Source organism: Enterobacter sp. SA187 (assembly GCF_001888805.2).
Taxonomy (GTDB): domain Bacteria; phylum Pseudomonadota; class Gammaproteobacteria; order Enterobacterales; family Enterobacteriaceae; genus Enterobacter_D.
The window spans coordinates 1141823-1167031 of sequence record NZ_CP019113.1 but is presented as its reverse complement, the minus strand read 5'-3'; the positions used below and the strand labels follow the sequence as shown (position 1 = coordinate 1167031).

General features: G+C 54.9%; 18 protein-coding genes, 1 tRNA gene and 3 rRNA genes. 6 read left to right on the top strand and 16 right to left on the bottom strand.

Going from position 1 to position 25209, the window contains the following annotated elements; translation table 11 throughout:
• Positions 1 to 109: 109 nt before the first annotated feature.
• The 4 genes from polA to BMF08_RS05680 all read right to left on the bottom strand — a co-directional run bounded on the left by polA (position 110) and on the right by BMF08_RS05680 (position 5271).
• A complete protein-coding gene (gene polA, locus BMF08_RS05695) occupies positions 110 to 2896 on the bottom strand; it encodes a DNA polymerase I (protein WP_072571415.1) in 2787 nt (928 codons plus the stop codon).
• A 392-nt stretch (positions 2897 to 3288) separates the two neighbouring features.
• Complete coding sequence (gene dsbA / locus BMF08_RS05690; RefSeq protein ID WP_072571416.1) at positions 3289 to 3912, bottom strand: thiol:disulfide interchange protein DsbA; 624 nt, start codon at positions 3910 to 3912, stop codon at positions 3289 to 3291.
• 26 nt (positions 3913 to 3938) lie between these two features.
• Positions 3939 to 4925, bottom strand: a complete 987-nt coding sequence (locus BMF08_RS05685) for a serine/threonine protein kinase (protein WP_072571417.1) — start codon at positions 4923 to 4925, stop codon at positions 3939 to 3941.
• Positions 4926 to 5001: 76 nt separating this feature from the next.
• Entirely contained in the window at positions 5002 to 5271 is a 270-nt protein-coding gene (locus BMF08_RS05680; protein ID WP_023479302.1) for a YihD family protein, read from the bottom strand.
• Between the two features lie 126 nt (positions 5272 to 5397).
• Here BMF08_RS05680 and mobA point away from each other — a divergent pair, with 126 nt between their 5' ends.
• Both mobA and mobB read left to right on the top strand, forming a co-directional pair.
• Positions 5398 to 5925, top strand: a complete 528-nt coding sequence (gene mobA / locus BMF08_RS05675) for a molybdenum cofactor guanylyltransferase MobA (RefSeq protein WP_234007224.1) — start codon at positions 5398 to 5400, stop codon at positions 5923 to 5925.
• Positions 5922 to 6425: a molybdopterin-guanine dinucleotide biosynthesis protein MobB gene (mobB, locus tag BMF08_RS05670; protein WP_072571419.1), complete on the top strand. Its 504-nt coding sequence runs from the start codon at positions 5922 to 5924 to the stop codon at positions 6423 to 6425. The genes mobA and mobB overlap by 4 nt, the downstream gene beginning before the upstream one ends.
• Before the next feature lie 74 nt (positions 6426 to 6499).
• On the opposite strand, the gene rrf is transcribed toward mobB, so the two are convergent.
• The 5 genes from rrf to BMF08_RS21130 form a co-directional block, all read right to left on the bottom strand.
• Positions 6500 to 6615, bottom strand: a 5S ribosomal RNA gene (gene rrf, locus BMF08_RS05665).
• A 92-nt stretch (positions 6616 to 6707) separates the two neighbouring features.
• A 23S ribosomal RNA gene (locus tag BMF08_RS05660) occupies positions 6708 to 9613 on the bottom strand.
• Positions 9614 to 9822: 209 nt separating this feature from the next.
• Positions 9823 to 9898 (bottom strand) — tRNA-Glu (locus BMF08_RS05655).
• Between the two features lie 84 nt (positions 9899 to 9982).
• Positions 9983 to 11522: ribosomal RNA gene (locus BMF08_RS05650) — 16S ribosomal RNA — on the bottom strand.
• Together the 16S, 23S and 5S rRNA genes with 1 tRNA gene alongside form the textbook arrangement of a ribosomal RNA operon.
• Before the next feature lie 69 nt (positions 11523 to 11591).
• On the bottom strand, positions 11592 to 11945 hold the full coding sequence (locus BMF08_RS21130) for a hypothetical protein (RefSeq protein WP_083580987.1): 354 nt from the start codon (positions 11943 to 11945) through the stop codon (positions 11592 to 11594).
• 59 nt (positions 11946 to 12004) lie between these two features.
• On the opposite strand from BMF08_RS21130, the gene BMF08_RS05645 reads away from it, so the two are divergent.
• Positions 12005 to 12703 carry a FadR/GntR family transcriptional regulator gene (locus BMF08_RS05645; RefSeq protein ID WP_072570840.1) on the top strand — a complete coding sequence of 233 codons (699 nt, stop codon included), beginning with the start codon at positions 12005 to 12007 and terminating at the stop codon, positions 12701 to 12703.
• An 11-nt stretch (positions 12704 to 12714) separates the two neighbouring features.
• Complete coding sequence (gene mdtD / locus BMF08_RS05640) at positions 12715 to 14112, top strand: multidrug transporter subunit MdtD (protein WP_072570842.1); 1398 nt, start codon at positions 12715 to 12717, stop codon at positions 14110 to 14112.
• Here the strand turns inward: mdtD and rbsR are convergent.
• The 7 genes from rbsR to kup all read right to left on the bottom strand — a co-directional run bounded on the left by rbsR (position 14109) and on the right by kup (position 22046).
• The gene (gene rbsR, locus BMF08_RS05635) at positions 14109 to 15101 is read right to left on the bottom strand and encodes a ribose operon transcriptional repressor RbsR (protein ID WP_072570844.1); all 993 of its coding nucleotides are present in this window, start codon (positions 15099 to 15101) and stop codon (positions 14109 to 14111) included. The genes mdtD and rbsR overlap by 4 nt on opposite strands.
• Before the next feature lie 6 nt (positions 15102 to 15107).
• On the bottom strand, positions 15108 to 16037 hold the full coding sequence (gene rbsK / locus BMF08_RS05630) for a ribokinase (RefSeq protein WP_072570845.1): 930 nt from the start codon (positions 16035 to 16037) through the stop codon (positions 15108 to 15110).
• A gap of 96 nt (positions 16038 to 16133) precedes the next feature.
• Entirely contained in the window at positions 16134 to 17024 is an 891-nt protein-coding gene (rbsB, locus tag BMF08_RS05625) for a ribose ABC transporter substrate-binding protein RbsB (RefSeq protein ID WP_072570847.1), read from the bottom strand.
• A gap of 26 nt (positions 17025 to 17050) precedes the next feature.
• Positions 17051 to 18016 carry a ribose ABC transporter permease gene (rbsC, locus tag BMF08_RS05620; protein ID WP_072570849.1) on the bottom strand — a complete coding sequence of 322 codons (966 nt, stop codon included), beginning with the start codon at positions 18014 to 18016 and terminating at the stop codon, positions 17051 to 17053.
• Complete coding sequence (rbsA, locus tag BMF08_RS05615; protein WP_072570851.1) at positions 18013 to 19527, bottom strand: ribose ABC transporter ATP-binding protein RbsA; 1515 nt, start codon at positions 19525 to 19527, stop codon at positions 18013 to 18015. The genes rbsC and rbsA overlap by 4 nt, the downstream gene beginning before the upstream one ends.
• A 7-nt stretch (positions 19528 to 19534) precedes the next feature.
• Entirely contained in the window at positions 19535 to 19954 is a 420-nt protein-coding gene (rbsD, locus tag BMF08_RS05610) for a D-ribose pyranase (RefSeq protein WP_072570852.1), read from the bottom strand.
• A gap of 223 nt (positions 19955 to 20177) precedes the next feature.
• Positions 20178 to 22046: a low affinity potassium transporter Kup gene (gene kup, locus BMF08_RS05605; protein WP_072570854.1), complete on the bottom strand. Its 1869-nt coding sequence runs from the start codon at positions 22044 to 22046 to the stop codon at positions 20178 to 20180.
• A 220-nt stretch (positions 22047 to 22266) separates the two neighbouring features.
• On the opposite strand from kup, the gene ravA reads away from it, so the two are divergent.
• Both ravA and viaA read left to right on the top strand, forming a co-directional pair.
• Complete coding sequence (gene ravA / locus BMF08_RS05600) at positions 22267 to 23763, top strand: ATPase RavA (protein ID WP_072570856.1); 1497 nt, start codon at positions 22267 to 22269, stop codon at positions 23761 to 23763.
• Positions 23757 to 25208, top strand: coding sequence for an ATPase RavA stimulator ViaA (gene viaA / locus BMF08_RS05595; RefSeq protein WP_072570858.1), 1452 nt, complete (start codon positions 23757 to 23759; stop codon positions 25206 to 25208). Before ravA ends, viaA begins: the two co-directional genes overlap by 7 nt.
• The last annotated feature ends 1 nt before the right edge of the window (position 25209 follow it).

The following is a 25209-nucleotide window of genomic DNA, read 5'->3' as shown; positions in this document are numbered from 1 at the left end:
CTTTTTGTAATTTTTTTTCATTCTTTACATAGCGAATTCTAATGATTGTCACAAAACGTGCGGCGTTATGTTGCTTACTTACATAAACACCGCGTTATTCATTGAACCCTTAGTGCGCCTGATCCCAGTTTTCACCGCTCCCGACTTCCACCAGCAACGGCACGTCCAGCCTGGTGCTGTTTTCCATCAGTTCATGGATCTTTTTAGATACCGCTTCGACGTCATCTTTATGCACTTCGAACACCAGTTCATCGTGAACCTGCATAATCATCCGCACACGCGGTTTTTCCGTTTCTAACCACTGGTCAACGGCAATCATCGCGCGCTTGATGATGTCAGCTGCGGTGCCCTGCATAGGGGCGTTGATCGCTGCGCGTTCCGCCCCGGCACGACGTGCGCCGTTGCTGGATTTGATGTCCGGCAAATAGAGGCGACGGCCGTCAAGCGTTTCCACGTAGCCCTGCTCTTTAGCCTGCGCGCGGGTACGTTCCATATATTCCTGCACGCCCGGGTAGCGCTCAAAATAGAGGTCCATATACTTTTGCGACTCGCGGCGCGGGATATTGAGCTGGCGCGACAAGCCAAAGGCGCTCATCCCGTAGATCAACCCGAAGTTAATGGCTTTGGCGCTGCGGCGCTGTTCATTGGATACGCTTTCCAGCGGCATGCCGAACACTTCTGCCGCCGTGGCGCGGTGAATATCTTTTCCTTCCGCAAAGGCGGACAGCAGGCCTTTATCGCGCGACAGATGCGCCATGATGCGCAGTTCGATTTGCGAGTAGTCCGCAGAGACAATCACGTAATCTTCCGGCGCGATAAACGCCTGACGGATACGTCGCCCTTCCTCATTGCGCACCGGGATGTTTTGCAGGTTGGGATCGGTGGATGACAGTCTGCCTGTCGCGGTCACCGCCTGATGATAAGAGGTATGCACGCGGCCAGTTTTGGGATTGATCATCAGCGGCAGCTTGTCGGTGTAGGTCGATTTCAGCTTCGACAACCCGCGATGCTCAAGAATGATTTTCGGCAGTGGATAATCCAGCGCCAGCTCTTCCAGCACCTCTTCGGAGGTGGACGGCGCGCCGCCCGGCGTTTTCTTCAGCGGTTTAATGCCCTGTTTTTCGAACAGGATGGTCTGCAACTGCTTGGTTGATGCCAGGTTAAACGGCTCGCCTGCGATGTCGTGGGCGATTTTTTCCAGTTCTGCCAGGCGCAGCGTGATTTCGCCGGAGTGCTTGTGCAGCACGGCCGGATCGATTTTAACGCCGTTGCGCTCAATGCGTGACAGCACCGGCACCAGCGGCATCTCGATATTGTTGAAAATATTCAGCGGGCCGGCGTGCTGTTGCAGCTTTGGCCACATTTTCAGATGCAGTTGCAGTGTGACGTCGGCGTCTTCTGCCGCGTAACGACCCGCCTGCTCCAGATCGATCTGATTGAAGGTCAGCTGGTTTTTACCTTTACCGGCAATCTGCTCAAAGGTGATGGTGGTATGTTTGAGCCAGCGATCGGCAAGGGTGTCCATATCGTGTCGCCCGACCACGCTGTCCAGAATGTATGACTCCAGCATGGTGTCAAACGCGATGCCGCGCAGCTCAATACCGTAATTTTGCAGGATGCCGCGGTCGAACTTCAGGTTTTGCCCGACCTTCAGCACTTTTTCATCTTCCAGCAGCGGCGTAAGCAATTCCAGCGCTCGTTCACGGGAAATCTGTTCAGGCGCATCCAGATAGTCATGGGCAACGGGAATATAGATCGCAACGCCAGGCTCCACCGCAAAAGAGAGGCCCACCAGATTGGCGCTGACGTTATCCAGGCTGTCGGTTTCGGTATCAAAAGCCAGCACCGGGGCTTTTTGCAGGCGCGGGATCCAGGTCTTTAATGTCTCTTCGTCCAGAATGGTCAGGTAATTATCAGAGGAGAGCACGGTCGCGGGCTCGTCATCTTCCTCCACGACAATTGTGGCTTCAAAGGGACGGGCCGCAGATTTAGCGGCTTTCGTCTGCAACCATTTACCGGCTTCAAGATCGACCGTCCAGCGTTTGAATTCATACTTCCGGAACATCTCCATCAGCTCGTCAACGGCCGGTGCCTTTACCTCAAGCTTGTCGCAGGTCAGCTCCAGCTCAACATCCGTTTTGATGGTGGCCAGCTGATAAGAGAGGTAGGCCACTTCTTTGTTTTGTTCCAGCTTCGCCGCCATGGTTTTCGCCCCACGGAACGACAGACCGGCAATTTTTTCCGGCTCGGCATAGAGCGCATCCAGCCCACCCAGCCCCTGTAGCAGCGCCTGCGCGGTTTTCTCGCCCACGCCGGGTACGCCTGGGATGTTATCCGAGGAATCGCCCATCAGGGCGAGGAAGTCGATAATAAGTTCCGGCGGTACGCCGTATTTACTGATCACCTCTTCCGGACCGAGAATGGTGTTCGACATGGTGTTGATCAGGGTGATGCCTGGCGTGACCAGCTGCGCCATATCTTTGTCACCGGTACTGATCAGCACCGGGCGGCCCATTTTTTCGGCTTCACGCGCCAGGGTGCCGATCACGTCATCGGCTTCAACGCCAGACACCGCCATTAACGGCAGGCCCATGGCTTTTACCATCGCATGCAGCGGTTCGATTTGCGCGCGCAGATCGTCCGGCATCGGCGGTCGGTGAGATTTGTAGTGTTCAAATAACTCGTCGCGGAAGGTCTTGCCTTTGGCATCAAACACCACAGCAGCATGCGTCGGCTGGTACTGAAGGATCAGGCTTCTGAGCATATTCAGCACACCGTACATCGCACCGGTAGGTTCACCGGCGCTGTTGGTCAGCGGCGGGAACGCATGGTAAGCGCGATAAAGGTAAGACGAGCCGTCAACAAGGATAAGTGGGTTTTCTGGGATCTGAACCATGATGTCCGTGCCTGTTTATTAAATTATGGTTAAAGGATGCCACAGACCGGCGCAAACTTCAGTTTTTCGCCGAATTTGCAGTAAAAGATTTCTCGATCTCCGGGATCGCTCGCATCTTCATTCTGTGGATAACTTTGTGAGTTATTTCGATAGCACTGGATAATTGTGCTTTACTGACGATCGGGATTTTAAAAATATCCTTTACATTCAGATAAATAAAAGCATTAGAATGATCGTTATTGCGGATCGATGACAATTTACTCCATGTGGATATAAGCGTTTGGTCTGAATGCGCGATCGGTAAGCAGGCGTTGAAATAGGATGGGGTGGACGTGAAGCGCAGGGCCAGCAGGAAAAGCACAACGCCGATCGATGACCGGCGTTGTAGAAACTTATTTCAGCGAAACGAGGTGCTTAACGGTATCAGCATATTGCTGGACAAAAACGTCCATATTGCTGGTATCCATACCCTGCGGGTTAAGCTGATATTTGCCGTTAACAAACATGGCCGGTACGCCCTGCAGTTGCAGATCGGCTGCGGCTTTCTCCTGCTGTGCAACCAGCGATTTCACGACGAAGCTGTTTAACGCCGCATCGTAATCTTCACCCTTAACGCCGGCATCGACAAACACTTTACGAATGTCAGCAACGTTCTGCACCGTCTGGGTTTTCTGTACCGCTTCGAACATAGGGGCCGTGATCTTATCTTCCACGCCCAGCGCCATCGCCACTGCCCATGCTTGTGTCAAATCCTTGCCCAGCGGGCCGAGGAATTCCACATGGTATTTGGTCATTTTGGTGCCTTCCGGCAGCGTTTTCTTCACCGCGTCAGAGATGTGCCAGACGCGTTCAAAATCGTAGCAGTGCGGGCAGTAGAATGAGAAAAACTCAAGAACCTGAGGTTCTCCGGCTACAGGTTTATCAAGCGTGATGTACTGTTTGCCGTCGGTGAACTGCGCAGCGGAAGCGCTGAATGCCAGAATCATACCTGCCAGCGCCAGCCAAATCTTCTTCATGTTAATGCTCTCCTGGATGTTTGACGTTAATACATAGGTGTTAATTGCAAAGGCGGCTCGCGAAGAACCTTAACCTGCTCAATGAAAGTCAGGGTTTGCTGATGCCAGTAATCTTCCCCGGTCAGCCACGGAAAGTTTCTGGGAAACGCCGGATCGCCCCAGCGTCTGATAAGCCACGCCAGGTAATAGACCTGCCGCATGGCGCGTAACGGTTCGATGAGAGCCAGTTCGTCCGTATTAAACTCACTGAACTCCTCATAGGCTTCAATGATCATTTCCAGCTGCATGCGCTGCTCGGCTTTATCGCCGTTAAGCAGCATCCAGAGATCCTGAATGGCCGGGCCGTTGCGCGCATCATCTAAATCGACAAACAGCGGGCCGTCCCGCCACAGGATATTGCCTGCGTGACAATCGCCATGCAGACGCAGCCGGGTAAAGCGGTTATACCATTGCCCTGTGACTTCGTTGATCAGAGTGTCAGTGGCGCGCAGAAAAGCATCTTTAAGCCCGGACGGGATCAGCGCGGCGTTTTCAAAAACGGCGCGGGGCTCAAGCAGGTATTCATTAACGCCGATGTCAGGACGGAAGGCGAAACAGGTTTTGCGCCCGGTCTGGTGCAGACGCCCCAGATAGCGGCCAACCCACTCCATTTGATCAAGGCTGTCGGATTCAAACTGACGGCCACCGAGACTGGGAAAAACGGCGTAGTAAAAACCCTGATGGGTGAGCAGCGTCTGCCCGTTAAACGAAAGGGGGGCGGCGACAGGAACCTCATCGCTCAACAACTCTTCTGCAAACTGATGCTCTTCGCGGATCTGATCCGCTGACCAGCGTTGCGGACGATAAAATTTGACCACATAGCGGCGACGGTCTTCATCCTGGAACTGATAGACACGGTTTTCATAACTGTTAAGCGGGGTGAGACCAGAATCAACCCGGATCCCCTGCGCAAACAGCGCATCCATGATGGTATCCGGGTGTAGCGTCTGGAAAGTAAAAGCGTTGTCGGTCATCCCAAGTTCCGGAAATTACTGCGAATGACTCAGAATATCATTTTGTGGCCATTTCGGTGGCGCCGCTTACAAGCTTTTACTCTTTAATTACGCCACGGGCGCGCAGCAGGGCGGTTTTAAAATCCTCTTCGTAGTCTTTCTGAATACCCGGGATCGCCGCATCTTTCGCGGAGTCACGCATTTTCAGGTGATAGATCAGAATATCATCAGAAAGGTCTGCCAGTTCGCCTTCATAACCTGACTCCTGCGCCAGTTTCTGCAAAAATTGCATCAGGTTAAGTTCCGGCTCTTTTTGCCAGGCAGGCTGGAGGAGTTCGATGACTTCGTTCAGGCGTTTACATTTCATGCTCAGTGCTCCTTATTTTGATAGAGACACGTTAGCAGGGTCAAACCCACAATAAAAGAGGCGATATTAGTGTATCAGTCTGGAGCCATCACCGGCGTTGTGCTGGCTGGCGGTAAAGCCACGCGCATGGGTGGAAAAGATAAAGGCTTACTGGAGCTTAACGGTCAGCCATTATGGCGGCACGTCGCTGAAAAGCTGGCTGCGCAGGTGGACGCGGTGGTTATCAGCGCCAACAGAAATCTGGCCGTATATCAGGCGAGCGGCTATCCGGTTATTCAGGACTCTCTGGCCGGTTTTCCCGGCCCGCTGGCGGGCATGCTGGCGGTTATGCAGCAGGTGAACAGCGAGTGGTTCCTGTTTTGCCCGTGTGATACGCCTGCAATTCCCGTGGATCTGGCGGCGCGGCTGCGGGCCGGTCTTAATGGCGCGCCTGCCGCGTGGGTGTCCGATGGCGAGCGCGATCATCCGGCTATTACTTTGATGCACCGTCAGCTTGCACCTTTCCTGACAGAATATCTGGCATCCGGCGAACGTCGCGTTATGGTGGCTTTGCGCCAGGCAGGAGGAAAGGCGGTGGATTGCAGCGACATTAAATCCGCTTTTATTAACGTTAATACGCCAGAGGATCTGGCTGGCAGACAGGAGCATCAATGATACCTTTGCTGGCGATTGCCGCCTGGAGCGGTACGGGTAAAACAACGCTGCTTAAGGCGCTGATCCCTGAACTCTGTGCCAGAGGGATACGCCCGGGGATCATCAAGCATACGCATCATAATATGGATGTCGATAAACCCGGTAAGGACAGCTATGAATTGCGAAAGGCGGGCGCAGCGCAAACGCTGGTCGCCAGCCAGCAACGCTGGGCGCTGATGACTGAAACGCCGGAGGAGCCTGCGCTGGATCTGGCGTATCTTGCCAGCCGTATGGACAGCAGTAAGCTTGATATTATTCTGGTGGAAGGTTTTAAGCATGAACCAACGGCAAAGATTGTGCTTTTTCGCAGCGCTGCCGGTCATGATGTGAGTGAACTGGTACTGGATGAACACACGATAGCCGTTGCCAGCGATATTGCCTTAAAGGTGAACGTGCCGACGCTGGATCTGAATGATGTTAACGCAATAGCAGATTTTATAATGCGCTGGATGAAGAGCTGAGAAAGTTCTTTTTTTCATTTTCAGCGCGCAACGCAAAAAGGCCATCCGTGAGGATGGCCTTTCGCTTGTTTGATGCCTGGCAGTTCCCTACTCTCGCATGGGGAGACCCCACACTACCATCGGCGCTACGGCGTTTCACTTCTGAGTTCGGCATGGGGTCAGGTGGGACCGCCGCGCTAGTGCCGCCAGGCAAATTCTGTTCGTCTAACGCCTTAAGGCATTAAACATTAATCTGTATCAGCTGAAAATCTCTCAAATCCGCCAAAACATCTTCGGCGTTGTAAGGTTAAGCCTCACGGTTCATTAGTACCGGTTAGCTCAACGCATCGCTGCGCTTACACACCCGGCCTATCAACGTCGTCGTCTTCAACGTTCCTTCAGGACCCTTAAAGGGTCAGGGAGAACTCATCTCGGGGCAAGTTTCGTGCTTAGATGCTTTCAGCACTTATCTCTTCCGCATTTAGCTACCGGGCAATGCCATTGGCATGACAACCCGAACACCAGTGATGCGTCCACTCCGGTCCTCTCGTACTAGGAGCAGCCCCCCTCAATTCTCCAGCGCCCACGGCAGATAGGGACCGAACTGTCTCACGACGTTCTAAACCCAGCTCGCGTACCACTTTAAATGGCGAACAGCCATACCCTTGGGACCTACTTCAGCCCCAGGATGTGATGAGCCGACATCGAGGTGCCAAACACCGCCGTCGATATGAACTCTTGGGCGGTATCAGCCTGTTATCCCCGGAGTACCTTTTATCCGTTGAGCGATGGCCCTTCCATTCAGAACCACCGGATCACTATGACCTGCTTTCGCACCTGCTCGCGCCGTCACGCTCGCAGTCAAGCTAGCTTATGCCATTGCACTAACCTCCTGATGTCCGACCAGGATTAGCTAACCTTCGTGCTCCTCCGTTACGCTTTAGGAGGAGACCGCCCCAGTCAAACTACCCACCAGACACTGTCCGCAACCCGGATTACGGGTCCACGTTAGAACACCAGCCATTAAAGGGTGGTATTTCAAGGATGGCTCCACGCAGACTGGCGTCCACGCTTCAAAGCCTCCCACCTATCCTACACATCAAGGACCAGTGTTCAGTGTCAAGCTATAGTAAAGGTTCACGGGGTCTTTCCGTCTTGCCGCGGGTACACTGCATCTTCACAGCGATTTCAATTTCACTGAGTCTCGGGTGGAGACAGCCTGGCCATCATTACGCCATTCGTGCAGGTCGGAACTTACCCGACAAGGAATTTCGCTACCTTAGGACCGTTATAGTTACGGCCGCCGTTTACCGGGGCTTCGATCAAGAGCTTCGCGTTGCCGCTAACCCCATCAATTAACCTTCCGGCACCGGGCAGGCGTCACACCGTATACGTCCACTTTCGTGTTTGCACAGTGCTGTGTTTTTAATAAACAGTTGCAGCCAGCTGGTATCTTCGACTGGTTTCAGCTCCGCGAGCAAGTCGCTTCACCTACGCACCAGCGTGCCTTCTCCCGAAGTTACGGCACCATTTTGCCTAGTTCCTTCACCCGAGTTCTCTCAAGCGCCTTGGTATTCTCTACCTGACCACCTGTGTCGGTTTGGGGTACGATTCTGTGTTACCTGATGCTTAGAGGCTTTTCCTGGAAGCAGGGCATTTGTCACTTCAGCACCGTAGTGCCTCGTCGTCACGCCTCAGTGTTAAAGTGAACCGGATTTACCTGGAACACACACCTACACGCTTAAACCGGGACAACCGTCGCCCGGCCAACATAGCCTTCTCCGTCCCCCCTTCGCAGTAACACCGAGTACAGGAATATTAACCTGTTTCCCATCGACTACGCCTTTCGGCCTCGCCTTAGGGGTCGACTCACCCTGCCCCGATTAACGTTGGACAGGAACCCTTGGTCTTCCGGCGAGCGGGTTTTTCACCCGCTTTATCGTTACTTATGTCAGCATTCGCACTTCTGATACCTCCAGCAGACCTCACAGTCCACCTTCAACGGCTTACAGAACGCTCCCCTACCCAACAACACATAGTGTCGCTGCCGCAGCTTCGGTGCATGGTTTAGCCCCGTTACATCTTCCGCGCAGGCCGACTCGACCAGTGAGCTATTACGCTTTCTTTAAATGATGGCTGCTTCTAAGCCAACATCCTGGCTGTCTGTGCCTTCCCACATCGTTTCCCACTTAACCATGACTTTGGGACCTTAGCTGGCGGTCTGGGTTGTTTCCCTCTTCACGACGGACGTTAGCACCCGCCGTGTGTCTCCCGTGATAACATTCTTCGGTATTCGCAGTTTGCATCGGGTTGGTAAGTCGGGATGACCCCCTAGCCGAAACAGTGCTCTACCCCCGAAGATGAATTCACGAGGCGCTACCTAAATAGCTTTCGGGGAGAACCAGCTATCTCCCGGTTTGATTGGCCTTTCACCCCCAGCCACAAGTCATCCGCTAATTTTTCAACATTAGTCGGTTCGGTCCTCCAGTTAGTGTTACCCAACCTTCAACCTGCCCATGGCTAGATCACCGGGTTTCGGGTCTATACCCTGCAACTTAACGCCCAGTTAAGACTCGGTTTCCCTTCGGCTCCCCTATACGGTTAACCTTGCTACAGAATATAAGTCGCTGACCCATTATACAAAAGGTACGCAGTCACCCCATAAAGAGGCTCCCACTGCTTGTACGTACACGGTTTCAGGTTCTGTTTCACTCCCCTCGCCGGGGTTCTTTTCGCCTTTCCCTCACGGTACTGGTTCACTATCGGTCAGTCAGGAGTATTTAGCCTTGGAGGATGGTCCCCCCATATTCAGACAGGATACCACGTGTCCCGCCCTACTCTTCGAACTCACAACATATGCATTTTTGTGTACGGGAGTATCACCCTGTACCCTGCGACTTTCCAGACGCTTCCACTAACACACATGCTGATTCAGGTTCTGGGCTCCTCCCCGTTCGCTCGCCGCTACTGGGGGAATCTCGGTTGATTTCTTTTCCTCGGGGTACTTAGATGTTTCAGTTCCCCCGGTTCGCCTCATGCCACTATGTATTCATGACATGATAGTGCAACGGATTGCACTGGGTTTCCCCATTCGGGTATCGCCGGTTATAACGGTTCATATCACCTTACCGGCGCTTATCGCAGATTAGCACGCCCTTCATCGCCTCTGACTGCCAGGGCATCCACCGTGTACGCTTAGTCGCTTAACCTCACAACCCGAAGATGTTTCACTTCTGATTGCAAAAATTTGAGAGACTCGAACACGCCATTTTTCTTTTCTTGTTACGGAGAAAAGAAACAGCGTGTCGTTTCAATTTTCAGCTTGATCCAGATTTTTAAAGAGCAAATATCTCAAACGAGACTCGGAAGTCTGTTTTGAGATATAAAGGCCGGTGACTTTCACTCACAAACCAGCAAGTGGCGTCCCCTAGGGGATTCGAACCCCTGTTACCGCCGTGAAAGGGCGGTGTCCTGGGCCTCTAGACGAAGGGGACACTGAAGTCTCAATCGCAAGACGCCTTGCTTTTTACTTTTCATCAGACAATCTGTGTGGACACTGCAAGGCAGGTTCTTTCAGGTAAGGAGGTGATCCAACCGCAGGTTCCCCTACGGTTACCTTGTTACGACTTCACCCCAGTCATGAATCACAAAGTGGTAAGCGCCCTCCCGAAGGTTAAGCTACCTACTTCTTTTGCAACCCACTCCCATGGTGTGACGGGCGGTGTGTACAAGGCCCGGGAACGTATTCACCGTGGCATTCTGATCCACGATTACTAGCGATTCCGACTTCACGGAGTCGAGTTGCAGACTCCGATCCGGACTACGACATACTTTATGAGGTCCGCTTGCTCTCGCGAGGTCGCTTCTCTTTGTATATGCCATTGTAGCACGTGTGTAGCCCTACTCGTAAGGGCCATGATGACTTGACGTCATCCCCACCTTCCTCCAGTTTATCACTGGCAGTCTCCTTTGAGTTCCCGACCGAATCGCTGGCAACAAAGGATAAGGGTTGCGCTCGTTGCGGGACTTAACCCAACATTTCACAACACGAGCTGACGACAGCCATGCAGCACCTGTCTCAGAGTTCCCGAAGGCACCAAAGCATCTCTGCTAAGTTCTCTGGATGTCAAGAGTAGGTAAGGTTCTTCGCGTTGCATCGAATTAAACCACATGCTCCACCGCTTGTGCGGGCCCCCGTCAATTCATTTGAGTTTTAACCTTGCGGCCGTACTCCCCAGGCGGTCGACTTAACGCGTTAGCTCCGGAAGCCACGCCTCAAGGGCACAACCTCCAAGTCGACATCGTTTACAGCGTGGACTACCAGGGTATCTAATCCTGTTTGCTCCCCACGCTTTCGCACCTGAGCGTCAGTCTTTGTCCAGGGGGCCGCCTTCGCCACCGGTATTCCTCCAGATCTCTACGCATTTCACCGCTACACCTGGAATTCTACCCCCCTCTACAAGACTCAAGCCTGCCAGTTTCGGATGCAGTTCCCAGGTTGAGCCCGGGGATTTCACATCCGACTTGACAGACCGCCTGCGTGCGCTTTACGCCCAGTAATTCCGATTAACGCTTGCACCCTCCGTATTACCGCGGCTGCTGGCACGGAGTTAGCCGGTGCTTCTTCTGCGGGTAACGTCAATTGCTGAGGTTATTAACCACAACACCTTCCTCCCCGCTGAAAGTACTTTACAACCCGAAGGCCTTCTTCATACACGCGGCATGGCTGCATCAGGCTTGCGCCCATTGTGCAATATTCCCCACTGCTGCCTCCCGTAGGAGTCTGGACCGTGTCTCAGTTCCAGTGTGGCTGGTCATCCTCTCAGACCAGCTAGGGATCGTCGCCTAGGTGAGCCGTTACCCCACCTACTAGCTAATCCCATCTGGGCACATCTGATGGCAAGAGGCCCGAAGGTCCCCCTCTTTGGTCTTGCGACGTTATGCGGTATTAGCTACCGTTTCCAGTAGTTATCCCCCTCCATCAGGCAGTTTCCCAGACATTACTCACCCGTCCGCCACTCGTCACCCGAGAGCAAGCTCTCTGTGCTACCGTTCGACTTGCATGTGTTAGGCCTGCCGCCAGCGTTCAATCTGAGCCATGATCAAACTCTTCAATTTAAGTTTGATGCTCGTGAATTAAACTTCGTAATGAATTACGTATGTTCACTCCAGAGACTTGGTATTCATTTAGCGTCTTTCGACGTTTAAGAATCCATGTCCTTGAGTGCCCACACAGATTGTCTGATAAATTGTTAAAGAGCAGTTGCGACGCGCTTTAGCGCTGTGTCGCGAGGTCCCGTATAATACGTTTTCCTCATTCAGAGTCAAGCGATTATTTTGCTTTTCTCTGCCGGTCATTCCCGGAGGAAGACCTTCTGACCCGGTGGCCTGTAAGCCGTTGTTCCGTGTCAGTGGAGGCGCATTATAGGGAGTTATTCCGGGCTGACAACCCCTAATTTCAAAAAACTTTTCAAGCGCGTTTTTTTTCATCAAAGCGTTGTAAAAAGCATCATCATTTGGCGAATTTGCTCTTTTTATCATCGACATCCCCCGGCAGATGGCATACTAGAACGTAAAAATGAGAAAAAGGAATGCGACGAATGCCTTTAAGCGCACAACAGTTAGCGGCACAAAAGAACCTTTCTTATGTACTGGCTGAAAAACTGGCCCAACGGATCTTAACCGGTGAGTATGCGCCCGGAAGCATCCTGCCTGCAGAGATGGAATTAGGCGAAGCGTTCGGCGTGAGCCGTACCGCCGTAAGAGAAGCAGTAAAGACCCTGACTGCAAAAGGCATGGTGCTGCCGCGTCCTCGCATAGGTACACGCGTGATGCCGAAAAGCAGCTGGAACTTCCTTGATAAAGAACTGCTCTCCTGGTGGATGACCGAAGAGAACTTTCAGGAAGTCATTCAGCACTTCCTGGTTCTGCGCAGCACCCTTGAACCTCAGGCATGCCAGCTCGCAGCCCTTCTTGGCAGCGCAGAGCAAAAAGCGCATTTGAATACGCTGATGGATGAGATGGTGCAATTAAAGAAGCATTTCCAGCGCGAGCGCTGGATAGAAGTGGATATGGCCTGGCATGAACATATCTACGCGATGAGCGGCAATCCCTTCCTCACCTCTTTCGCTGCCCTCTTTCATTCGGTGTACCACACCTACTTCACCTCTATTACACAAAATGAAGTGGTAAAGCTCGAAAATCATCAGGCGATTGTGGATGCCATTCAGGAAAGCGACGCTCAGGGTGCCTATGAGGCCTGCCAGCTATTGTTGAACGCTCCCCACCCGGCTAAATAACAGGAATTCGCATGACAGAGAAAAAAGCGCGCAGTATGGCGGGCCTGCCGTGGATCGCGGCAATGGCTTTCTTTATGCAGGCGCTGGATGCGACCATTTTGAACACGGCACTGCCGGCGATAGCCCAGAGCCTGAACCGTTCCCCATTGGCGATGCAGTCGGCGATTATCAGTTACACCCTGACGGTCGCTATGCTGATCCCGGCGAGCGGCTGGCTGGCGGACCGCTTCGGCACACGCCGTGTCTTTATGCTGGCCGTTTCGCTGTTCACCCTCGGTTCGCTGGCCTGCGCGCTGTCGAGTTCACTCGGTATGCTGGTCATCTTCCGGGTAGTGCAGGGGATCGGAGGCGCAATGATGATGCCGGTGGCGCGTCTGGCGCTGCTGCGTGCATATCCGCGCAGTGAACTGCTGCCGGTGCTGAACTTCGTGACCATGCCTGGTCTGATAGGCCCGATCCTCGGCCCGGTACTGGGCGGCGTGATGGTGACCTGGGCGAGCTGGCACTGGATATTCCTGATCAACATTCCCATCGGTATCGCCGGGCTGTTTTATGCCCGTAAATATATGCCGAACTTCACGACGCCACGCCGGGGCTTCGATATGCGGGGCTTTTTTCTGTTCGGCCTGAGCCTGGTGCTGTTTTCCTGCGGCATGGAGCTGTTTGGCGAGAAGATTGTCGCCAGCTGGATCGCCCTGTCGGTGATCGTCACCGGCCTTTTACTTCTGCTGGCTTATATCCGTCACGCCCGCCGACACCCGACGCCGCTGATTGCGCTGCCGATGTTTAAGACGCGTACCTTTTCCGTCGGCATCGCCGGTAATCTGGCGTCCCGCCTTGGAACCGGATGCGTGCCCTTTTTAATGCCGCTGATGTTACAGGTCGGCTTTGGCTATCCGGCGCTGATCGCGGGCTGCATTATGGCCCCCACCGCCATGGGTTCTATTCTGGCGAAATCCGCGGTGACTCAGGTTCTGCGCCGCTTTGGTTATCGTAATACGCTGGTTGGCATTACAGTGATTATCGGCGTGATGATCGCCCAGTTCGCGCTGCAATCCCCCTCCATGCCGCTGTGGATGCTGATCCTGCCGCTGTTTGTGCTGGGGATGGCGATGTCCACGCAGTTTACCGCCATGAATACCATTACCCTTGCCGATCTGAATGATGAGAACGCCAGCAGCGGTAACAGCATGCTGGCCGTGACGCAGCAGTTATCCATCAGTCTGGGGGTGGCGGTCAGCGCGGCGGTGCTGCGCTTTTATGAAGGGTTTGAGAACGCGAATACCGTGGAGCAGTTTCACTACACCTTTATTACCATGGGGGTAGTCACGCTGATATCCGCTTCCGTCTTTATGCTGTTAAAAGCCAAAGACGGTCGTAACCTGATTAAAGAGCGGCACAAAGCTTAGGCGGAGCCGCGTTCCATTAACACCGGCGTCAGTTGCAGACGCTGCTGGACCAGGGTGGGATCGGTGATGCGATGCAGTAACACATCGATAGCCAGCTCACCCAGTTCATCTTTCGGCTGATGGATGGTGGTCAGCGGGGGCGTCATGTAACGCGCCAGCTCAATATCATCGTAGCCAACAATCGCCATATCCTGCGGCACCTTCAGTCCGGCCTGATATAACGCCTGGTACGCGCCAAAGGCCATGGCGTCGTTACCGATAAACACCGCCTGCGGACGCGCTTTTTGCGCCAGCAGGATCTGCATTGCCTCATAGCCGCCGCCAAACTCAAAGTTACCGACGATCTCATCGCCTTCACGAATTTCGAGGCCTGCGCGTGCCATGGCTTCGCGATACCCCTCCAGACGTAAACGCGCCGGGGTTTTATCCAGCGGCCCGGTAATGCAGGCGATACGGGTATGGCCTTTATCAATCAGGTGCTGCGTTGCCATATCACCGCCCAGCAGCGAGTTATCCTGAATGAGATCGCTGTAACCATCGAACGGCGCCCAGTCCATCATCACCGTCGGAATGGACGGGTAGCGCTGCATGATTTCCTGCGAGGGCTGATGGGTTTCGGTGCACAGCAACAGTAAGCCATCGACGCGCTTTTGCATCAGCGTCTCCAGATTACTGTTCATGCGCTGTTCATCGCCTTCGGTATTACACAGCACCAGGCTGTAGCCACGCTCAAAGCAGCTGCGCTCGACGCCGCGCACCAGCTCGGAATAGAAAGGGTTGGTACTGGCGGTGATCAGCATGCCGATAGTACGGGTCTGGTTGATCTTAAGGCTGCGCGCCAGCGCCGAAGGGGCGTAGTTCAGGCTTTTGATCGCCGCGTCCACTTTCGCGGTGATCGCCTCGCTGACGAACCGGTCTTTATTAATGACGTGCGAGACGGTGGAGGTGGACACGCCCGCCAGTCGGGCAACATCTTTCATGGTTGCCATGAGAGGTTACCCCTGCTGCGCCAGAAAATCGTCGATCTCACTGCGCCACGGCACGGAAGGCTGCGCCCCTTTACGCGTTACCGCGATGGCCGCCGCCGCATGGGCGAAACGGATCGCCTGCTCAAGCGGCTTGTTTTCCAGCAGCGCGGTCATCAGCGCGCCGTTAAAGGTGTCACCGGCAGCGATAGTATCAATGGCTTTCACTTTAAAGCCCGGAATGCGCTGGCCTTCGCCGTTAACGCTGGCCCACACGCCGCGGCTGCCAAGCGTAATGATGACGGTTTCGATGCCTTTGCTATGCAGCGCCTGCGCGGCGCGCGCGGCATCGTCATCCGTTTCCACTTTAATGCCGGTCAGTTTTTCCGCTTCGGTTTCGTTTGGCGTGATCACATCCACCAGCGCCAGCAGCTCGTCAGACAGCTCCCGTGCCGGAGCCGGGTTGAGCGCCACGCGCGTGCGGTTCTGGTGAGCGATTTTTGCCGCCGCCAGCACGCTTTCCACCGGCGACTCCAGCTGCATCAGCAGCGCGGATGCCGCGGCGATACGATCGCGCTGCGCTTCAACCAGCGCCACAGAGAGCGCAGCGTTAGCGCCAGCATGAATACCGATGACATTCTCCCCTTCACCGTTCACAAAAATCAGCGCCACGCCGGTGGATTCACCAGTGATGACGCTGACCGGCGTAACATCAATGTTGTCGCTCGCCAGCTGTGTACGGACCCGTTCGCCAGTGTCGTCGTCGCCCGTGCAGGCGATAAACGCAATATCTGCGCCGCTGCGTCCGGCAGCAACCGCCTGGTTGGCGCCTTTACCGCCAAAAGCGACCTGGTACTGGCTGCCGGTGACGGTTTCACCCGGTGTCGGGAAGGATTCAAGGTTGAGAATGTGATCGGCATTAATACTGCCAAGGACGATGAGTTTACCTGCCATGTTCATAGTTTCATCCTGTAAATGCGCCGCCCTGAGCGGCGCGTGCCCTGCTTTTCTTATGTTCTTTTTCCTGCCGCCACACGCGGCGGCAGGACAATCACATTACTGTTTGATAACCAGTTTCAGATCAACCGGGTATTTCGCCTGTACTTTCTCGCCTTTGATCACTTTGTCAGCGGTTTCAACACCTTTCGCGCCGATTTGCTCCGGTAACTGGGCGATGGTCGCCGCCAGTTTGCCGTCGTTTACCGCTTTTTCACCGTCTGGCGTACCGTCAAAACCCACCACCATTACGTCAGTTTTACCGGCGGTTTGCAGTGCGCGCAGTGCGCCCAGCGCCATTTCATCGTTCTGCGCGAACACCGCTTTCACGTCCGGGTGCGCAGTCAGCAGGTTCTGCATAACGTTCAGGCCTTTGGTGCGGTCAAAGTCAGCCGGCTGGCTGGCCAGCACGTCGAATTTGTGGGCCGCAACGGCCTGCTGGAAGCCTTCGCCACGCTCACGCGCCGCGGAAGTACCGGCGATACCCTGCAGTTCGATCACTTTTGCGCCTTCACCGGCTTTTTTAGCGATGTAGTCGCCAGCGATTTTGCCGCCCAGCACGTTATCAGAAGCGATGTGGCTGACCACCTCGCCTTTGGCGGCCATACGGTCGAGGGTGATCACCGGGATTTTCGCCTCGTTTGCCATCTTCACGGCATTACCTACCGCGTCAGAATCGGTCGGGTTGATCAACAGCAGTTTGGTGCCACGTACGGTTAAATCCTGAACGTTCGCCAGCTCTTTCGCCGGGTTGTTCTGGGAATCCAGCACCACCAGGTTGTAGCCCAGTTTATCGGCTTCTTTTTGTGCGCCGTCTTTCAGGGAAACGAAGAACGGGTTGTTCAGGGTGGAGACCACCAGCGCGATGGTGTCTTTCGCCATCACATTCGCGCTTACGGTCGCACTCAGTGCTACAGCAGAAACCAGGGTAGCCAGTTTTTTCATGTTCATATTCAGATGTCCTGTAATGTCATTGATTACTGTTTTTTGTTGTCTACCAGGACCGCCAGCAAAATCACCACTGCTTTAACGATCATCTGGTAATAGGAGGAAACACCTAGCAAATTCAGGCCATTATTGAGGAAGCCCAGAATCAATGCGCCGATAAGCGTGCCGACAATCCGGCCTTTACCGCCCGCAAGGCTCGTTCCCCCCAGCACCACCGCCGCGATGGCATCCAGCTCGTAGCCGGTGCCCGCCGTCGGTTGGGCGGAGGAGAGACGCGCAACTTCAATAATGCCCGCCAGAGAAGCCAGAAGGCCGCTCAGCGAATACACGATAATCTTGATTTTATTCACACTGATGCCGGACAGACGCGTTGCCGCTTCGTTACCGCCCAGCGCATAGATATACCGACCAAGACGGGTGTGATGCAACACATACCATGCGGCAAGGAAGACAAACCCCATGATCCACACCGGCGCCGGGATCCCCAGCGGACGACCGATACCGAACCAGCCAAACAGATCGGCGTTTTCCGTAAAGCCCGTATTCATGGGACTGCCGTTGGTATAAACCATGGTCGCGCCGCGCAGCAGCAGCATCATCACCAGCGTGGCGATAAAAGCCTGCACGCGGCCTTTCGCGACGATCGCCCCGGTCATGGCCCCGATAGCCGCGCCTAATGCCAGCGCCGCCGCTACAGCCACCAGCGCATTCACTTCCATCCCCACCAGCGAGGCAGCCACTGCGCCGGTCAGCGCCAGTAACGAACCGACGGACAGGTCGATCCCGGAAGTAAGAATGACCAGCGTCATCCCCACCGCCATAATGGCGTTAACCGACGTCTGTTGCAGGATATTGAACAGGTTATTAACGGTAAAAAAGTTCGGGCTAAGGGTGGAGACAATCGCAATCAGCACCAGCAGGGCAATCAGCGATTTTTGTTCCATCAGCCACGCTTTGTTGAAATAGCGGCGGGTAGAAACGGTTTGGGTACTCATTGCCTGGACTCCTGCGTATCGCGATTTAGCTTGCCGACGGCGGCCGCCATCAGCACTTCCTGGGTGGCCTGTTCGCGGGTGAATTCTCCGCCCAGATGCCCTTCATGCATCACCATGATGCGGTCACTCATGCCGATGACTTCCGGCATTTCCGACGACACCAGAATGATGCTCAACCCTTCAGCCTTAAACTGATTGATTAACTGATAAATTTCTTTCTTAGCCCCCACGTCCACACCGCGCGTGGGTTCGTCCAGAATCAGCACTTTCGGACGCGTCATCAGCCCGCGGGCGATGGCGACCTTTTGCTGGTTCCCGCCGGAAAGCAGGCCAATCGGCTGCTCCATTGACGGCGTTTTGACGTTAAACAGACGGACGAAATCTCCCACCGCCTGCTGTTCATCTTTATGCTTCAGGCGACCACCGGCGTGACTGAAATAGCGCAGCGCGGTAAGCGACATGTTTTCTTTAACCGACATGCCCAGCACCAGCCCGTCGCGCTTGCGATCTTCGGAGATATACACGATGCCGTTCGCCAGGCCATCCTGCGGTGAGCGGGTGACCACTTCATGGCCATCGAGGGTGACATAACCGCTGGTGCGCGGCAGCGCGCCGTACAGCACTTTCATCAGTTCAGTACGTCCGGCGCCCATCAGCCCCGCCACGCCTAAGATCTCGCCTTTGCGCAGCACGAAGGAGACGTTATCAACGCCCGGCCCGCACACGGCATCCACTTTCAGGCGCACATCGCCGGGGGCTTTATCAAGATGCGGGTACTGCTCTTCCAGCTTACGTCCCACCATCATTTCAATCAGCGTATCTTCACTCAGCGTCGACACATCCCGCTCGGCGATAAACTGCCCGTCGCGGAATACCGTCACGTCATCGCAGATTTCGAAGATCTCTTTCATGCGGTGGGAAATATAAACAATGCCGCGCCCCTGGGATTTCAGCTCGCGAATGACGCGGAACAGGGAGTCGGTTTCGGTATCAGTCAGCGCATCGGTCGGCTCATCCATAATGATGACTTTCGACTCAAAGCTCAGCACTTTGGCGATTTCCACCATTTGCTGATCGCCAATCGACAGATCGCCCACCAGCCGGTCGCTTTTAAAGCGCAGGTTGAGTTTCGCGAGCAGGACGTTGGCTTCGGCATACATCTTTTTCCAGTCGATCTTGCCGAAGCGATTAACGAACTCGCGGCCTAAAAAGATGTTTTCCGCAATGGTGAGCTGCGGGATCAGGTTCAGTTCCTGATGAATGATGCCGATCCCGGCTTCCTGGGAAGATTTAGGACCGGTAAAGGTGGTTTCCTGGCCGAGCCACAGCAGTGAACCTGCATCACGCTGATAAATGCCGGTTAAGACTTTCATCATCGTGGATTTACCCGCGCCGTTTTCGCCCACCAGCGCCATAACGCGGCCGGGATAAACGTTAAGCGCAGCGCCGGACAGGGCTTTTACGCCGGGGAACGCTTTATCGATCCCCTTCAGTTGCAGTAATGCGTCCATGGCAGCCTCAGAATGTGACGCCAGCGCAGAGAATGATATTCGCATACGGGGAACACTCCCCGCTGCGAATCACCGCCTGACTGTCTGCGGTTTGTTGTTTAAACGTTTCGTGTGAAACATAACGAACGTCTATGGTGTTTCCCTGGTGTTGTTGCAGTTGCTCTATGTGGCGGAGCAACGTTTCGTGGAGTTGCGGATTATGATCTTTAATTTCCGTCGCGAGAATGGCCGCCTCAACCTGCATTTCCGTCGTCACGACCTCCAGCACCTGCATAAAGGAGGGCACGCCCTGAGTCAGCGCCATATCAATGCGCTGCGTGCTATGGGGCACCGGCAATCCGGCATCGCACACGACCAGCGTATCAGTATGTCCAAGACGGGAAATTACCGACGAAATGTCAGAATTCAGTACAGACCCTTTCTTCATATTTATCTCCACTAGCGAAACGTTTCGCTAAAGTGAGTTTATGCTGAAGGGTGTGCAGAAAACCATCACGACGTAACGGAATTGTGATCGCCGTCGAAACGTTTCGCTAAGTCAAATGGAGAAGGATAATGCCAGGCAATATGCCGGGTGGCGCTGCGCTTACCCGGCCTACGGTCTGTAGGCCCGTGCAAGCGAAGCGCCGCCGGGCGGAGGCGTTCAGAGATTAAATCTCAACCTGCGTTCCCAGTTCAATCACCCGGTTAGGCGGGATTTCAAACTGATCGGGTGCACGCAGTGCGTTACGTTGCAGTAACAAAAACAGCTTGCCGCGAAGACGCAGATACCACGGGCGTTTGCCGAGGATCAGCGACTCATGGGACATAAAGAACGAGGTTTCCATCATCCGGCAGCTCAGGCCTTCCAGCCCGCAGCGGTGGAACACCTCTTCCACGTTGGGAATTTCACGCCAGCCGTAGCTGGCCACCACGCGCCAGAAAGTCGGTGACAGCTGCTCGATCTGCACGCGACGGACGTTATGCACATAAGGCGCATCTTCCGTGCGCAGCGTCAGCAGGATCACACGCTCATGCAGCACTTTGTTGTGTTTGAGATTATGCAGCATGGCAAAGGGGATGACGTTCAGCGCACGGGACATATACACGGCGGTGCCTGGCACGCGCACCGGCGGCGATTTCTCAAGCGAAGCGATCATCGCTTCCAGGGAATTGCCGTGCTCGTGCATGCGGCGCAGCAGACGGAACCGCTCGCTTTTCCAGGTGGTCATGATGATAAACATCACCATGCCGAGACTCAACGGCAGCCAGCCGCCGGAGAGCAGTTTATCGAGGTTCGCCGAGAACAGCGGCACATCAATACACAGGAAGGCGACCAGCAGGAAGCCCACCAGCAATTTGTTCCAGTGCCAGTTTTTTCGCGCCACGGTCGCCGACAAAATAGTGGTCAGCACCATGGTGCCGGTCACCGCAATGCCGTAGGCCGCCGCCAGGTTGCTGGAATGCTCGAAGCTGACGATAACAATCACCACCGCGCAATAGAGCAGCCAGTTCACGAACGGAATGTAGATCTGCCCGGATTCCATTTCCGAGGTATGAATGATGCGCATCGGCGACAAATAGCCCAGGCGCACCGCCTGGCGGGTCAGGGAGAAGACGCCGGAGATCACCGCCTGCGAAGCGATAACCGTCGCCAGGGTGGCGATAATCAGCATAGGTATTAACGCCCATTCAGGCGCTAACAGGAAAAACGGGTTCTTGATTGCTTCCGGCGTTTTCAGTAACAGCGCGCCCTGCCCGAAATAGTTCAGCACCAGCGACGGCAGCACCAGACTGAACCAGGCCACCCGGATCGGCAGCTTGCCGAAGTGACCCATATCCGCGTACAGCGCTTCCACGCCGGTAATCGACAGCACCACCGCGCCGAGCGCCACAAAAGAGACGGCTTTATATTCAAGGAAGAAATGCACCGCCCATGCCGGATTCAGCGCCTGCAACACTTCAGGGTTGCCAATAATCCCGCGCAGTCCGAGCACCGCCAGAATCAAAAACCACGCCAGCATGATCGGCGCAAAGAGTTTGCCCACCAGCCCGGTACCGTGCTTCTGGATCATAAACAGCAGCGTCAGGACGATGATCGACAGCGGCACCACCCAGGTTTCCAGTGACGGTGCGACGATCTCCAGCCCCTCGATCGCGGACATCACCGAAATCGCTGGTGTGATCACCACTTCACCATAGAAGAAGCTGCCGCCAATCAATCCCATGATCACCAGCACCGAGGTCATACGGGCCGAGGTGTTACGCCCGGCCAGCGACATCAGCGTCAGGATCCCACCTTCACCGGCGTTATCGGCGCGCATTACAAAGGACAGATATTTAACGGATACGACCAGGATCAGCAGCCAGAAAATGAGCGATAAAAAGCCGAACACGGCATCGCGCTCAACGCCAAAGCCAAACTGACCAGACAAACATTCACGGAGGGTATAAAGCGGGCTGGTACCGATATCACCGTACACCACGCCGATGGCTGCGAGCGTTATCGCAGGCAACGATTGCTTATTATCTGTGCTCATAGACTAATCTTTTGTTTGAATGCCAACTGTGTGCTTAGTCCCTTGGCCCACAAAAGCGCACAGTATGCACGATTCTTTGCCAAATCGTACCCCTAAATGCGGCCGGGTTATCCTGCCTCAATGAAAATGAACCGGTACTTCAGTCTATTACAAGCCCCTGTTGAAACGTTTATACTCGCAGCTCTGCGCCTGAAACCCGGCGAAAGGAAGTAAATGAATTATGGCTCACCCACACTTATTAGCTGAAAGAATTTCCCGTCTCAGTGCTGCACTGGAAAAAGGGCTTTTTGAGCGCAGCCACGCGATCCGCTTATGCCTGCTGGCGGCGCTCAGCGGCGAGAGCGTCTTTCTGCTCGGCCCACCGGGAATAGCCAAAAGCCTTATCGCCCGGCGGCTGAAGTTCGCCTTCCGCCATGCCCGGGCTTTTGAGTATCTGATGACGCGCTTTTCCACACCGGAAGAGGTTTTCGGCCCGCTGTCGATCCAGGCATTAAAAGATGAAGGGCGTTATGAACGTCTTACCACTGGCTACTTACCGGAAGCGGAAATTGTCTTTTTAGATGAGATCTGGAAGGCCGGTCCGGCGATCCTCAACACGTTGCTGACGGCCATCAATGAACGTCGTTTCCGCAACGGCGCTACGGAAGAAAAAATCCCCATGCGTCTGCTGGTGGCGGCGTCCAACGAACTGCCGGAAGCGGACAGCAGCCTCGAAGCGCTGTACGACCGTATGCTGATCCGCCTGTGGCTGGATAAAGTGCAGGACAAGGGGAATTTCCGCGCCATGCTGGTGAGCCAGCAGGATGAAAACGACAATCCGGTTGCCGATGCCCTGCAGATCAGCGACGAAGAGTATCAGCAGTGGCAGCAGGACATTGGAAAAATTGCCCTGCCCGATGCCGTCTTTGAACTGATCTTCCAGCTGCGCCAGCAGCTGGATAGTCTGCCGAACGCCCCTTATGTTTCCGATCGCCGCTGGAAAAAAGCCATTCGCCTGTTACAGGCCAGCGCCTTTTTCTCCGGACGCGATGTCGTCGCGCCGATCGATCTGATCCTGCTCAAAGACTGCCTGTGGCATGACGCGGATAGCATGAATCTGCTTACACAACAAATAGATATTTTGATGACCGTTCACGCATGGCAGCAACAGGCGATGCTGACGAAACTGGCGGCCATCGGGCAGCGCCGTCTTCAGCTGCAACAGCAGCAAAGCGATAAAACGGCGCTACGGGTTCTGCGTCAGAGCGGCATGTTCAGCCGCCGCCCGCACTATGAACTGCCGCCGGAACTTACCGACGCGACCCTGACGCTGCTTCTTCAGCAGCCGCTGAAACTGCATGATATGCAGGTGATCCATCTGACCATTGAGCGGGCCGCGCTTGAGCAGTGGCTGGCGAAAGGCGGGGAGATCCGCGGCAAACTTAACGGCATTGGTTTTGCACAGTTGCTGAACCTGGAAGTCGACAGCACATTACATCTGATAGTGCGCGACGTCAGCCTGCAGGGATCGCGCCTTGCCCTGCCGGGCAGCGCGCAGGAAAACGTGCCGGATGAGATCACTCACCAGCTGGAAGCGCTGGAAAATGAATGGCACCAGCAGCATACGCGCTTCAGTGAACAGCAAAAATGCCTGTTTATTCACAGCGACTGGGCGGGTCGTATTGAAGGCAGCCTGCAGGACGTTGGCGCGCAGATCAAACAGGCGCGTCAATGCTGACGCTGGATACCCTCAATGTGATGCTGGCGGTTAGCGAAGAGGGGATGATTGAAGAGTTGATCGTCGCCCTGCTGGCCTCTCCGCAGCTGGCGGTTTTTTTTGAGAAATTCCCCCGTCTGCGCCATGCCATCACCGAGGATATTCCCCGCTGGCGGGAGGCATTAAAGGGACGGCTGAAAGACACCCGCGTACCGCCGGAGTTGACGGAAGAAGTGATCAGCTATCAGCAAAGCCAGCTGCTCTCCACCACGCAGTTGACCATTCAGCTGCCACAGATCCTCAGCCTGCTGGAAAAAGTCCACTCCCCCTATGCCGCCCAGGCAAAACAGCTGGTAGCGGATAACGCCACCTTTACCCCCGCCCTGCACACGCTGTTTTTGCAGCGCTGGCGCTTAAGCCTGGTGGTGCAGACCACGGCGCTCAACCAGCAATTACTGGAAGAAGAGCGCGAGCAGTTGCTCAGTGAAGTGCAGGAGCGTATGACGCTGAGCGGGCAGCTGGATCCGGTGCTGGTGGAAAACGACAATGCGGCCGGGCGGCTGTGGGATATGAGCGCCGGACAGCTTAAGCGCGGCGACTATCAGCTCATAATAAAATACGGGGATTTTCTGGCCGCGCAGCCTGAACTGAAAAAGCTGGCGGAACAGCTGGGGCGATCGCGTGAGGCGAAGTCCGTACCACGCAACGATGCGCCGATGGAAACCTTCCGCACGCTGGTGCGCGAGCCGTCTTCGGTGCCCGAACAGGTTGATGGCCTGCAACAGAGCGATGATATTTTACGTTTGCTGCCACCGGAGCTGGCCACGCTGGGCATCAGCGAGCTGGAGTATGAGTTTTATCGTCGCCTGGTGGAGAAACAACTGCTGACCTATCGCTTACAGGGCGAAGCCTGGCGGGAGAAGATCACCGAGCGGCCGGTGGTGCATCAGGATTTTGACGAGCAGCCGCGCGGGCCTTTTATCGTCTGCGTCGATACGTCCGGATCAATGGGCGGTTTTAATGAGCAGTGTGCGAAAGCGTTTTGCCTCGCGCTGATGCGCGTGGCGCTGGCGGATCGACGCCGCTGTTTTATCATGCTGTTTTCCAGCGAAGTGGTGCGCTATGAGCTGTCGGGCAGGGAAGGCATTGAGCAGGCGATCCGCTTTTTGAGCCAGCGTTTTCGCGGCGGCACCGATCTCGCCAGCTGTTTTCGCGCCATCATCGAGCGGATGCAGGGCGGCGAGTGGTTCGATGCGGATGCAGTGGTGATCTCCGATTTTATCGCCCAGCGCCTGCCGGACGAGGTGATCGGCAAAATTAATGAACTGCAGCGCGTCCATCAGCATCGCTTTCATGCGGTGGCGATGTCCGCCCACGGCAAGCCCGGCATTTTGCGCATTTTCGATCATATCTGGCGCTTTGATACCGGGATGCGCAGCCGCCTGCTGCGACGCTGGCGGCGCTGAA